The 13,343-nt window shown below is 49.2% G+C and carries 12 protein-coding genes; 1 reads left to right on the plus strand and 11 read right to left on the minus strand.

What is annotated here, in order from left to right:
* Positions 1-55: 55 nt before the first annotated feature.
* The 10 genes from moaA to A3849_RS26720 all read right to left on the minus strand — a co-directional run bounded on the left by moaA (position 56) and on the right by A3849_RS26720 (position 12,047).
* The gene (gene moaA / locus A3849_RS26675) at positions 56-1,072 is read right to left on the minus strand and encodes a GTP 3',8-cyclase MoaA (RefSeq protein ID WP_074114117.1); all 1,017 of its coding nucleotides are present in this window, start codon (positions 1,070-1,072) and stop codon (positions 56-58) included.
* A gap of 32 nt (positions 1,073-1,104) precedes the next feature.
* Positions 1,105-2,595 carry an MFS transporter gene (locus A3849_RS26680; RefSeq protein ID WP_074114129.1) on the minus strand — a complete coding sequence of 497 codons (1,491 nt, stop codon included), beginning with the start codon at positions 2,593-2,595 and terminating at the stop codon, positions 1,105-1,107.
* Between the two features lie 181 nt (positions 2,596-2,776).
* Positions 2,777-3,307 carry a hemerythrin domain-containing protein gene (locus A3849_RS26685; RefSeq protein ID WP_074114118.1) on the minus strand — a complete coding sequence of 177 codons (531 nt, stop codon included), beginning with the start codon at positions 3,305-3,307 and terminating at the stop codon, positions 2,777-2,779.
* A gap of 20 nt (positions 3,308-3,327) precedes the next feature.
* Positions 3,328-3,975 carry a response regulator gene (locus tag A3849_RS26690; RefSeq protein ID WP_074114130.1) on the minus strand — a complete coding sequence of 216 codons (648 nt, stop codon included), beginning with the start codon at positions 3,973-3,975 and terminating at the stop codon, positions 3,328-3,330.
* 7 nt (positions 3,976-3,982) lie between these two features.
* Positions 3,983-5,050, minus strand: coding sequence for a sensor histidine kinase (locus A3849_RS26695; RefSeq protein WP_372237799.1), 1,068 nt, complete (start codon positions 5,048-5,050; stop codon positions 3,983-3,985).
* Complete coding sequence (locus tag A3849_RS26700; RefSeq protein ID WP_074114120.1) at positions 5,050-5,508, minus strand: GAF domain-containing protein; 459 nt, start codon at positions 5,506-5,508, stop codon at positions 5,050-5,052. The genes A3849_RS26695 and A3849_RS26700 overlap by 1 nt, the downstream gene beginning before the upstream one ends.
* 49 nt (positions 5,509-5,557) lie before the next feature.
* Positions 5,558-6,244, minus strand: coding sequence for a respiratory nitrate reductase subunit gamma (gene narI, locus A3849_RS26705; protein ID WP_074109452.1), 687 nt, complete (start codon positions 6,242-6,244; stop codon positions 5,558-5,560).
* On the minus strand, positions 6,241-6,807 hold the full coding sequence (gene narJ / locus A3849_RS26710) for a nitrate reductase molybdenum cofactor assembly chaperone (RefSeq protein WP_074114121.1): 567 nt from the start codon (positions 6,805-6,807) through the stop codon (positions 6,241-6,243). Before narJ ends, narI begins: the two co-directional genes overlap by 4 nt.
* Positions 6,800-8,383, minus strand: coding sequence for a nitrate reductase subunit beta (gene narH, locus A3849_RS26715; RefSeq protein WP_074114122.1), 1,584 nt, complete (start codon positions 8,381-8,383; stop codon positions 6,800-6,802). The genes narJ and narH overlap by 8 nt, the downstream gene beginning before the upstream one ends.
* The gene (locus tag A3849_RS26720; protein WP_074114123.1) at positions 8,373-12,047 is read right to left on the minus strand and encodes a nitrate reductase subunit alpha; all 3,675 of its coding nucleotides are present in this window, start codon (positions 12,045-12,047) and stop codon (positions 8,373-8,375) included. Before A3849_RS26720 ends, narH begins: the two co-directional genes overlap by 11 nt.
* A gap of 317 nt (positions 12,048-12,364) precedes the next feature.
* Here A3849_RS26720 and A3849_RS26725 point away from each other — a divergent pair, with 317 nt between their 5' ends.
* Complete coding sequence (locus tag A3849_RS26725; protein WP_074114124.1) at positions 12,365-12,790, plus strand: hemerythrin domain-containing protein; 426 nt, start codon at positions 12,365-12,367, stop codon at positions 12,788-12,790.
* On the opposite strand, the gene A3849_RS26730 is transcribed toward A3849_RS26725, so the two are convergent.
* Entirely contained in the window at positions 12,784-13,263 is a 480-nt protein-coding gene (locus A3849_RS26730) for an RrF2 family transcriptional regulator (protein WP_074114125.1), read from the minus strand. The two genes, A3849_RS26725 and A3849_RS26730, sit on opposite strands and share 7 nt — an antisense overlap.
* Positions 13,264-13,343: the final 80 nt, after the last annotated feature.

The raw sequence follows: 13,343 nt of genomic DNA on the forward strand, positions 1-13,343 counted from the left end.
GGTGACCATCGACTCCTACTTTATATAGTCATACAATTATGTGTGTCCCAACCCGTCAGCCACCTATATAAGACATACTTATCTTGTTCCTGCTGGCTGCACTTTGTTCTTGACGCTCATCGGAATACCGGTCTCCGCGCAGCTCCCAAATGTCTTTAATCACGTTCAACAGAGCACTGTCATCAACTCCGGCGCGAAGCAATGTCCGCAGATCCGTACCCTTGGATGCAAACAGACAAGTGTAGAATTTACCGTCAGAGGATAGCCTTGCCCGTGTACAAGAAGAGCAAAAGGATTCAGATACCGAAGTGATAAATCCGACCTCTGTCTGACAGTCTTTGTAGCGGTATCGCTGAGCAACTTCCCCCTGGCTTGCCAGCCCCAAAGCCTCAAGCTCATAAGCACCTTGAAGGCTTTGGAGAATATTCTTTTTGGTTACAACTTTTGCGGGGCTCCAGCCATTGTCATTGCCCACATCCATAAATTCAATGAAGCGCAGCGTTATGTTGCGTTCCTTGAAATAAGCAGCCATTGGCAGGATCTCCGATTCATTAACGCCTTTTTCAACCACCATGTTGATTTTGATCTCATAGCCAAGGTCACGGGCTTGATCGATATTTCTCAGGATAAGAGATGGTTTCGTCCCTCTTCCGTTCATCTTTCCGAAAATCTCCGGATCCAGCGCATCCAGGCTAATGTTCAAACGCCGCAATCCTGCACTGTACAATCCTTTAGCCTGTTGTCCAAGGAAGACACCGTTAGTGGTCAATCCAATGTCCTCTATTCCATCTATAGACCGGATTTCGGATACAAGCTCGTGAAGATTACTCCGCAGCAACGGTTCTCCCCCGGTCAGGCGGATTTTGACAACCCCCAAGGATACAAAAAGCCTACTCAAACGAAGAATCTCCTCAAAAGACAGCAGCTCGCGGGCAGGCATGAAGGCGTAATTGTCACCGAATACTTCCTTAGGCATGCAGTAGGTACAGCGAAAATTACAACGGTCAGTTACCGAAATTCTCAAATCCCGGATGGGACGTCTTAGTTGATCGGTGATTGGTTTCGTTCTCATACGCCCTCCTTTTATCGCTAATGACCCCCCGCTTATTTCTGCGTAATATCGCTGAATGTACCGACATAACGAATATCTGCGCCGGTCTCATCCTTGACAGCACTGATATTCAGCAGCTGGAGATACTCTTCACCATTCTTCCTTCTGTTCCAAATCTCACCCTGCCAAACTCCCTTTACCCGGATTTCACCCCACATGTTACTGTAAAAATCTTGTGGTTGCCTTCCTGACTTCAGCACATTTGGCAGTTTGCCAAGTACCTCTGCTTCCGTAAAACCGGTAAGCCTCGTAAATGCAGGGTTGACGCTCTTGATAACACCCGAAGCATCTGTAACAAGAATTCCCTGTGCCGTAGATTTGAACACTTCAGAAGTAAGCGCCAGGCGATCGTTGTAATACAACCAAATGACAAGAACAAGACTCGCCAGAGCCACTTGCGAAAGCAGCATGAACCCGATCGAATACTGGCCTGTGATGGAAAAGATAACGGAGAGCATAATCGGCGGGAAGAATCCGCCCAGCCCTCCCATCATTGAGACAATCCCGTTGGCAATCCCCGCCTGCTTATTGTAATAGAGCGGGACTAATTTGAATATGACCCCATTGCCAATCCCGGCACTGAAGGCAATAGCCAGGCACCCAACCGTGTACAGTCCAATAGAGGGCAGAAATGCTAACAGGATTGCTGCAACAGTATAAATACTGAAGGTTCCGATGAGCAGAAATAAAGGCTGAAATTTGTCTGCCAGCCAGCCGCCAACCGGCCGGAAGAATGTGGCAACGGCAATAAATCCTGCTGTGCGCATGCCTGCATCCACCTTTTCCAGTCCAAAATTGGATACGAGAAAGTTAGGCAGATAAATGGTAAATGCGACAAACGATCCGAACGTAATGAAATAGAAGAGTGAGAACAACCAGAGCTTCTCGTTGGCAGCTACCCCTTTGATCTGTTCAATAATAGGGGTTCTTACCTTAGGCTCATGGCGGTCACCGATGAAGAAATTCAGTACAATAAATACCAGCAGAAGGATCAGATACAGCTTCACAGCAGTAGCCCATCCATAATGGGCAGCAACAATTGGAGCAGTGAATGTGGTAAGGGCTGTGCCCAAATTCCCTACCCCGTAGATCCCGTTCACAAACCCGTGCTTTTCTTTTGGAAAATACTTGGGCAACGAGGTGACCCCTACGGAAAAAACTGCGCCGCCGATCCCTAAAAACAATCCACCAACAATCAAGTCCATATATGTGGTGGCATTGCTTATATAGAAGACGGGAAACAGCAGCAGGATAAAGCTGACCATAAAAATGATACGCGCCCCGAGAATATTGGCATAATAGCCGAGAGGAATACGCAGGATCGAGCCTAGGACTACGGGAATCGCCGTAACCATAGCCAGTTTTCCGGATGGAATAGATATATCCTCGGAAATAAAGGGCATTAGGGATGAAATAATTACCCATACCATAAAGCCTACGATCAAATTCAGGGTTTGTAACGGCAACTGCAGTTTTTTAATCATTCCACTCACCTTTTCCGCCATTTTTATCTGCTGCCTGTATGAATTCACTTCCTGTCCTTATTGTATCTGCCGTGACTCTGCCGCTGATATAGGGGAGTCCCCTGTCCCTGAGAGGGTATTCCCTGAAAATAAAAAAACAGCTCCACCATCCCAATGGGGACAGTGAAGCCGTATGCAGATTTCATGTAATGAGCGTATTCATTCTAGAGAAAAGCCGTTTATGATCCGGCTCGCTCAGCTGAGTTTCAGTCATTGGAAAAATGACCGCTTCTTCTTTGACCAAATGAACGGTTAATATTTCAAAAGCCTCTCCGGCATCCTTCACGGCGGATATCATTTTTGCCAGCGGCATCAGTTCCAAATCGCCTGCCGTATGGTGAAGGAAATGACCCAAATATCCATCAATCTCCACATGCTCTTCCTGAATACCAACCAGCGGCCCTTGTTCAAAACCTATGTAGCTTCCGAGCAGCGGGAAAAAATGTTCTTCTTCTTTTTGTGTATGCTTGGCAAGCGGAATCTGAAACTCCATAATGAGCCTCCGCAGCTCCCTGATCCTGTGCCTGGCTTCTTCCTCGCCCGGGAGGTCGTCTTGTTCAAAAGAAAGAACAATCGTATGCCATTCTTGCATCAGAAAGGACAAATAGCGGTGCTCGTTCTCTAGAATGCGCATAGCGGGAGAAGTAGCGGACAAACCGGCGGAATTTGGCATATATATCCTCCAATCCGTGCTTAGAAATCCAGCAGTTTTTTTTTCAAGGCATATTCGACCAGCTCGGGCCGGCTCTTCAGATGTAATTTCTCCATGATCTTTGATTTATGGGCTTCTACTGTCTTCACAGAGATAAACAGCCTTTCTGCGATCTCTTTATTTCCATAGCCTTTGGCGATTAGAGGCAAAATCTCCAGCTCCCGCTTGGACAGCAATTCAAACGGGTCTTCTGTAGCGGCTGTTTTGTCCTTTTTGATAAATTCACGGACCAGGGAGGTAGCCAGTTTGGGGTGAATATAGGTTCCTCCCTGATGAATGGTGCGAATAGCCAGTAAAAGCTCCTCATCCGGCGCACTCTTCAGCACATAACCTGACGCTCCGTTCTTCAGAACATGGAACAGATATTCTTCATCGTCATGCATGGTCAGGATCAATATTTTGGTATCGGGGTAATCCTCCTTGATTTTGCCTGTAGCAATTAGCCCGCTCTCCCCGGGAGGCATGCTAAGATCCATGATCAGGATATCCGGCCTGCATTTTGCTACCAACGCATAGGCTTCAATCCCGTCGGCAGCAGCACCAATGACTTCGATGTCATCCTGGAAATTCAGAATCATGGCAAAACCGCTGCGCACAATGGCATGGTCGTCTGCGATAACGATCTTCATCCGGTGATCAATCCTTTCCACTACCATCTCCGACAGGAACTTGAATGAAAATCGAGGTTCCCATTCCCGTCTCCGTCCTTATGCTGAAGCTGCCCCCTACTAATTCTGCCCGCTCCTGCATGCCGTATAATCCCAGTCCGGTGCCAGTCGGCTCATCCCCTGGACTAAATCCGATCCCTTCATCTTCGATCGTGAGCTTCAGCATTCCGTCCTGCTCGGTAAGTATTACTCGGACCAAGTCTACCTGTGCATACTTAAGAGCATTAAGCACAGCTTCCTGACAGACCCGGTACATCACCGTTTCTATTTCACTGTCATAGCGGTTCTCTGAGAGATCGGATTCAAACTCTATGATGAGCCCATAGATTTGCTCCAGCCGTTTAAAGTGTGAACGAAAGGCTGCTTCGAGTCCGAAATCATCGAGAGCAGCCGGGCGAAGCTCCACGGAGAGATTGCGGATATCGTTCAAGAGCCGCGTCATGGATACTTCGGTCTGCTTCACCTTTTTAAGAATGTTGTCATCTGCGGTCATATACTTAAGCACCCGCAAGTCCACTACAGCGCTCATAAGTTCCTGTGCTACGCTGTCATGCAGCTCACGGGAAATCCGTTTGCGCTCATTCTCTTGGGCTTCAATCACATGCTTCATCATTTTATTCTGATAAAATTTCTCTTGGGTCTTGAATTGTCTGGTTAGATCCCGCAGCATCAACACCCGGATTCCATTCTCAGAATCTATGGTATGAAAGCTTGCCGCGTAGGGGACTATCCCTTTATTTTTTGTCTCAAGGTAGACCTGGTAAGAGGTGAAATCCTCAGATTCCGGCGTATGAAAAAAGCAGTTGAGACAGGTGCGGAGCTCCTGGTCACTGGTATAACCCCTGCATGTACCGCAGAGGGCAAGGGAATTCCCTTGCTCCAGCTGGTTCAGAAAGTCACTGTCCACAATACTGGAGGCCGCCGGATTCATTGCCAGCGTCTTCCCTTCCCTGTCAAAAAAGAAGATAGCCTCCCTGCTGTTCTCGAACAGCTTCAGCATCAGAATATTTAGTGAATCCATCCCGGTTGGCAGCATCAACTCAGCAACAATTCCTTCCCGTTCAAGTCTCCAATACCCTTGCGTGCCGTATTCTCCAGATCCTTCAGCATCATTTCATTCACCTGCTGAATTCCCCGGAAACCGCCGAGAAGCACACCCGCTACGCGGGCATCATTCCATAGCGGCACTGCCCCGATGCTTTGCAGATTCTCAGACTTAACTATGGGATAATTAAACAGCATTTCTTGCTGTACCTGTTCTGTTACTGATGAGAGTAAAAACGACTTTCCGGTCTTGAATACTATTCCCGCGACCCCTCTTCCCGACTGAAGAACAATCCGTTTGTAACGGGAATTCAGATTGCCTGAGGCGTATTTCCATCGAATGACATAGTCATAATCTGCAGGGTCGGCAAGTGCCAATGACATGAAGTCATACCCTAATGCTTCACGGATTTGGTCCAGCTCCAGCTGATAATCGACCTTGTTTTCCATCGTTTTCTCTCCTATTTGAACAGGGAAAGAAGCGCTCACTTACTTTCCTTTAATTCGATTTATGTCTTCTGTATAGAATATAACTTCTGCCTACATAATTCAACGGAACACTCCATACATGAACAAGCCGGGTAAAGGGCCAAAATGCGAAGATGGCGAAACCCGACAAGACGTGAATTTTAAAAGAAAGCGGCACAGTTGTCATTAACGAAGGATCGGGTCTGAACATGAACAAGCCGCGGAACCATACGGAAATAGTCTCCCGGTAATCAAATTCAGGCTGTACGGCATTGGTAACAAGGGTGGAGTACATGCCCATAAATACAATGAACAAGAGCAGAGAATTCACGATCAAATCAGATGCGCTGCTAAGCCGCCGGACATTCTTGAGCGTGAACCGGCGTGAGGTAAGAATCAGCATCCCGGCAAGGGTGGCTATTCCAAAAATCCCACCGATGTATACAGCCCCAATGTGATACGTGTGTTCACTTACACCCACAGCCTCCATCCATGATTTCGGAACAACTAGGCCGCCGATATGCCCGAAAATAACCGGAATAATCCCAAGATGAAAAAGAATACTCCCATATTTCAACTGCTTCTTCTCGATGAACTCACTGGATTTAGCCGTCCAGTTGAACTGGTCTCTCCGGTAGCGGTAAATATGCCCGACGATAAAAATAACTAGGCAAATGTATGGAATAATGACCCATAAGAATTGATCGAACATATTCATTGACTGAAAGCCTCCTGTTCGATGCAAGCTTTGAGTGTTTCCCGTAGCCCCTTCACCAGATGAAAATACGGACTTTCATTTTTGTCCAGTGCCTGGAGCAAGTGGTACGTGCCATCCTCAAGAACCGCAATCAGCATCCGGAAATTCTCGGGTGCCCGGGAATCGTTACGCCATTCAGCTGCATATAGAAATTCACACATGAGCGGCAAATAATCCGGCAGCTCCCCTTCCGGCATTTCAAGGCCGTACATTTCATACAGCATTTTCAGTTTCGCCAGGATTTGACCGCGCTCCTTAGCATCCTCAAACTTAAAATAGGTCATATAAAGTGCACAGTCCCGCTGAAAATCAAATGTTGCTGCATACCGTTCCTGGATTTCATCCAAACTGTAGCACTGCATGAGCGTCCCATACCTTTGCACATGATCGTAAGCCGGATGCCCCACTTCGAACGCCTCATCCTGAAAAGATTGTTGAAAATCCTGCTTTTCCGGATACATCAGCTGCAGGGCATAGTACCCGAAAGAAGGCTTGAATGTATACAGCTTCGTTAAGTCAATCACGCCAGATCCCTCCGTAGAAGTTCTCTTCGTATAATTCCTTGGCCGTTTTCGACTCCGAACCGGCAGTATTTGACGGACCGCATCCATCGCATCCCGACCCTGATGACCCGAAGGAACCCATATCTCCCATCTGGTTGCCATACCCAGCAGAGCCTTGGGCACGGTAAGGATTCATGGTTTGTTCCTTATGCGAAGTCGGAATCACGAAGCGGTCCTCATATTTGGCAATAGCCAAAAGACGGTACATCTGTTCCGTCTGCTGTGCGGTCAGGCCCACACGTTCAAGACGGCTTGGATCGAAGGGCAGATTGGCTGACTTGGCACGCATATAGGAGCGCATCATAGCCATCCGCTGCAGAGCTTCTTTTACAGTCTGCGTATCACCCGCAGTCAGCATGTTGGCTAAATACTGAATCGGTGTCCGCATTTCCTCGATCGCCGGAAAGATCATGTCCGGATTCTTCAGAGAATCCTTCCCTTCAAAATAGTTCATAATCGGGCTGAGCGGAGGTACATACCATACCATCGGCAGGGTCCGGTATTCCGGGTGAAGCGGGAACGCCAGCTTGTGCTCAATGGCGAGCTTGTAGACCGGTGAATTCTGAGCGGCTTCCAGCCAATCTTCTGAAATCCCGTCTTTTCTGGCCTGGGCAATGACTTCAGGATCATGAGGATTCATAAACAGATCACATTGAGCTTTGTACAGATCTTTCTCATCCGGTGTCGAAGCAGCCTCCAGCACCTTGTCTGCGTCGTAGAGCAGTACGCCAAGATAACGGATACGCCCGGTGCAGGTCTCTGAGCATACCGTTGGCAGACCGGCCTCCACACGCGGGAAGCAAAAGGTGCATTTTTCCGCTTTGTTGGTTTGCCAGTTGAAATATACTTTTTTATAAGGGCAGCCTGTCATACAGTATCTCCAGCCCCGGCAGGCCTCCTGATCCACCAGAACAATGCCGTCTTCCTCCCGTTTATACATCGCACCCGATGGACAAGAGGCGACACAGCTGGGATTGAGGCAATGTTCACAGAGGCGCGGCAGATAGATCATAAACGACTGTTCAAAGTTGAATTTGATCTCCTCTTCGATCTTCTGGATGTTCGGATCAAGGGGTCCGGTCACGTGAGCGCCGGCCAGATCATCCTCCCAGTTCGGCCCCCATTCCAGGTCCATCTTCTCGCCTGTTACAGCTGAATGTGCGCGTGCCACGGGTGAATGCTTTTGTTCCCCCGCTTCCGTCAGATGCTCATAATTGTAAGTCCAGGGTTCATAATAATCCTTCATTTCCGGCATGTCCGGGTTATAAAATATCTTTCCGAGCGCAATCTTGGACAACTTGTTGCCCGATTTCAGCTCAAGCTTGCCTTTACGGAGCTGCCAGCCCCCCTTGTAGAGTTCCTGGTCTTCCCAGCGTTTCGGATATCCGATGCCCGGCTTTGTTTCAACATTATTAAACCACATGTATTCCGCACCTTTGCGGTTCGTCCAGGTCGTTTTGCAGGTCACGCTGCAGGTATGACAGCCGATGCACTTATCCAGGTTCATCACCATTGCTACTTGCGCTTTAATCTTCAAGCCAGTTAACCTCCTTCATTTTTCGCACCGCTACGTATACATCACGCTGGTTGCCGATTGGACCATAGTAGTTGAAGCCATAGCTGAGCTGTGCGTAACCCCCAACCATCTGGGTGGGCTTAAGATGAATTCGGGTGGGAGCATTATGACTGCCGCCACGCGTATCTGTGATCTCGGAGCCGGGAACTTGAATATGCTTGTCTTGCGCGTGATACATGAACATGGTGCCTCTGGGCATCCGGTGGCTGACTACGGCGCGGGCAGTGACCACGCCGTTCCGGTTATAGACCTCCAGCCAATCATTATCGGCTATATCGTGCCGCTCGGCATCCTCGTTGTTGATCCACACCGTTGGCCCCCCGCGGAACAGGGTCAGCATATGCTGGTTGTCCTGGTAGGTCGAGTGAATATTCCACTTGCCGTGCGGCGTTAAGTACCGGAGGACAAGCGCATCCTGCCCGCCCTTCACTTCTTTGTCGCGTGGTCCAAATACCATAGGCGGCAAAGTCGGTTTATAGATTGGCAGCGCTTCTCCAAACTGCTGGAAGATCTCGTGGTCAATGTAGAAATGCTGTCTGCCTGTCAATGTCCGGAACGGGACAAGACGTTCAATATTGGTGGTGAAGGGCGAATACCGGCGCCCTTGCTTGTTAGAGCCGCTGAATACCGGTGTAGGAATCACTTCCCGTGGCTGTGCAGTGATGCTATGGAAAGTAATTTTTTCTGCAGCCCGGTCGGCTGAGATATCTTTTAATACTACGCCGGAATCCTTCTCCGCTTGTTCGTAGGCTTTCTGGGACACCCGGCCATTGGTTGCGGAAGAAAGATGAAGAATCGTGTCTGCAACCTGGCGGGCGGTTTGGATTTTGGGCAAGCCGTCTTTGATCGAATCATCATAAAAGACTCCATTCAGACGTTTCAGCTCTTCATACTCTTCTGCCACGGAGAAGCTGATGCCGTGTGCGCCAGCTTTGCCAGTGACCAGATTAGGTCCAAGTGAAATGTATTTATCATGGATCTTGGTATAATCCCGTTCTACAATGCTCAGATTCGGCATCGTTTTACCAGGAATAGCTTCCACTTCACCCTTAGCCCAGTCTTTGACCAAGCCCATCGGCTGTGATATCTCACTGATGGAATCATGAGCAAGCGGTGTTGCAACCAGATCCTTATAAACACCCGGCAGCTCTGATTTCGCCATTTCCGAGAAAACTTCCGAGAGCTGGCGGTAAATATCCCAATCCGAACGGGATTCCCACAGCGGATTGACCGCAGGATTAAACGGATGCACAAATGGATGCATATCTGTAGATGATAAATCCGTCTTCTCATACCAGGTTGCGGCCGGAAGAACGATATCTGCATACAGCGGCGTTGTCGTCATCCGGAAATCCAGCGCGACCATTAGATCCAGCTTGCCTTCCACATCCTCCCGCCAGACGATTTCTTCAGGCTTCTGCTCTTCATTCGGCCGGGCAAGCAGTCCATCCGATGCGCCGAGCAGATGCTTCATGAAGTATTCCTGTCCTTTCGCAGAGCTGGATATCAGATTCGAGCGCCAAATAAACAAGGTCCGCGGGAAGTTCTCCGGTGCGCCCGGATCTTCCACGGCAAAACGGGTCGTCCGTGATTTGATCCCCTCCAGCGTATGATTGATAATCTCAGCGTTGGTTTTCTTCCCCTGCTGAGCAGCTTCTTCAGCGAACAGGAGACTGTTTTTATTAAACTGCGGGAAGGATGGCAGCCAGCCAAGCCTTGCTGCAAGCACATTGTAATCAGCGGGGTGCTGGTAGGCGACCTCTCCTGCTGTCGGTGACTTGAGCGAATCGGTACCACTCTCTTCGTAACGCCATTGTTCTGTCGCAAAATAGAAGAACGATGTAGCATTTTGCTGCCGGGACGGGCCCTGCCAATCCTTCGCGAAGGCGATGGTAGACCAGCCTTCGATGGGGCGGCATTTCTCTTGTCCGACATAATGCGCCCAGCCGCCGCCATTTACTCCTTGGGACGCCGTAAGTACAACAAGGTTCAATATGGAGCGGTAGATGGTGTCGCTGTTGAACCAGTGATTAATCCCGGCTCCCATGATGATCATGGAGCGACCGCCGGTATCGATGGCGTTCTGGGCAAATTCCCGGGCAATCTGGACCACGACACTGGATTTCACACCTGTGATGTTCTCCTGCCATGCAGGGGTATAGTGCGAAGCGCTATCGTCATAATCCTTGGCGTTGTGAAGACTCTCTATCCTGCTGATCCCGTATTGACTCATCATCAGATCATACACGGTTGCTCCGTACCGCTCCGTTCCGTCGGCAAGCCGTATTTTCATAGCCGGAATCATCCGTGTGAATGTTCCATTCCCCGCTTGATCGAAGTAAGGGAATACAATTTCTACCCACTGCTCGGCATGACCATCGACAGATAACGCAGGGTCGATCTTCGTTCCATCCTCCCGTTTGAGAATCAGATTCCATTTCTTATCCGTCTCCCAGCGCTGTCCCATGGTACCGTTAGGCACAATCAGCTCCCCGGAACCCGAATCATAGATTACCGGTTTCCAGTCTGCATGTGGAGAAGAATCACCGAGATCGCTGGCACGCAGAAAACGGCCGCCCTTCAAGGATTGCTCATGAGGGTCCAAAAGGATGATGAAGGGCATGTCCGTATACTGTTTGGCATAATCCATAAACATAGGTTCTTTACGTTCATTATAGAATTCCTTCAAAATCACATGAGTCATTGCCTGTGCCAATGCAGCATCGGTACCCGGATGGGGTGCGAGCCAGTTGTCGGCAAATTTGACGTTCTCCGCCAAATCCGGTGCTACAGATACCACTTTGGTTCCCTTATAACGCACTTCGGTCATGAAGTGGGCATCCGGTGTCCGGGTTAACGGGACATTCGAGCCCCACATGATCAAATAGCCGGCATTATACCAATCTGAGGATTCAGGTACATCCGTCTGCTCGCCCCAAATTTGCGGAGAAGCCGGAGGCAGATCGGCGTACCAGTCATAAAAGCTGAGCATTTGTCCGCCAATGAGCGAGATGAACCGCGCACCCGAAGCATAGCTGACCATCGACATCGCCGGAATCGGAGTAAAACCGGCAATCCGGTCAGGCCCATATTTTCGTATGGTATAGATTAGCTGTGCCGATATCAGACGAAGCGCATCGTCCCATGCCACCCGGATATGACCGCCTTTCCCCCGGGCCTTTTTATAGAGATCCGCTTTCTCCGGGTCTTCCACGATACTTGACCAAGCATCCACGGGGTTGTCATGCTCCTGAAGCGCTGCCTTCCACAGCCGCCATAGCTTCCCTCTCATATAGGGGTATTTCACCCGAAGCGGACTATATTCATACCAGGAAAAAGTAGCCCCTCTGGGGCAGCCCCGGGGTTCGAACTCCGGCATATCAGGTCCGCAGGACGGATAGTCAATCTGCTGATTCTCCCAGGTAATAATTCCATTCTTCACGAAAACCTTCCAGCTGCAGGAGCCCGTACAGTTCACTCCATGCGTGGTGCGGACCACTTTATCATGGGACCAGCGCTGGCGGTACATATCTTCCCAATCCCTATTCTTTTCCTCCAGAATGGACCACTTCCCGGAATAACTTTCAACAGGCTTAAAAAAGTTCAAGCCGAATTTTTTCTTCATCGCTTACAAACACTCCTTTGCAGAATGAAGGACATGGAAGAGTCCGACTCACTATTCATTCGAATACCTCCATTATGGAGGCCTCCGGCCGGAGTTCCCATTAGGGAATGTCCTATAGTCCCGCGGGAAATCCCTTGATTCCGCAAAAAGTCAAAAGCCCTCCTTTTGAGTAGGAGAGCTTTAATAATGTTATGAGAATGTATGCTATACCAACTGTAGTTAGGGAAATCCCTCTTTATGTGCAGGGGATGTCCTAACCGGAAATTTCACAGCGGTCTTCTATGTTATACTGAGAAAAAAATGGGGGAGGATATACAATGGTAGGACCTTCATTACGCCAACTACACGCCCATCATGCCATACATCAAGGCGGATTGTCCGGTGCAATAGCTAAAACTGAAGAAGTCGAGAACCTGCTGGAGGCACGGGAATTCGAAGTTGCACGTCAAGCGGCCGATCATCTTGTAGAATATTGGGAAACGAGGATACTGAGTCATGCCGAAGCAGAAGAAGAGGGATTCTACCCGGAGATGGCAGTGAAGAATCCCGGTTTGCAGCATGCAGTAACCAAGTTGACACGTGATCATGAGCTGCTCCGGATAATCATTGCAGATATCAAATCCATGCTTGATGAAGACGGACTCTCACCGGAGGTGCTTCAGCAGTTCCATGCTCTTATCGTTGTGAATGCCATTCACAGCAGGGATGAGGAAAGGCTGCTGCTGGGGGAGTCCTCTCAATAAACGCGATCCGTACCGGATTCCATACGGGGTTCCGCAACCTCTTTATGAAAGATAGCCTGAAGATCATGCTTATTCAGCAGCAAGTCTTCAAGCGTATATCCACTGAGCACCTGTAAATAGGCAGCCAGTGCTCTGCCGAGCACACCTTTTAATCCGCACACCGGGGTAATCGGGCAGCTGTTGCCGGCAGGGTTGAAGCATTCCACAAGGTGAAAATCGTCCTCCATCCGGCGCACAACTTCACCGATGTTTATCAGTTCTGGCCGTTTGGCCAGGCGTATTCCCCCTCCTCTGCCTCTTACCGCTTCGATATATCCTGCTTGTCCGAGCTCATGGGACACCTTCATTAAGTGATTCTTGGATATATGATAAGCGTCGGAGATGTCTTGGATGGTCGAAAGCTCGCTTTGCTCTTTAGCCCCGAGATACATGAGGATACGCAATGAAAAATCAGTATACATGGTAAGCCGCATCGATTCCGCCGTCCTTTAGATGAAGTATGTGATCTTTGTTGCAAATGATACCACAAATAGTGTCCACTTTGTTAAAGTGG

Source organism: Paenibacillus sp. P46E (assembly GCF_001909095.1).
In the GTDB taxonomy this organism is placed as follows: domain Bacteria; phylum Bacillota; class Bacilli; order Paenibacillales; family Paenibacillaceae; genus Paenibacillus_AQ; species Paenibacillus_AQ helianthi.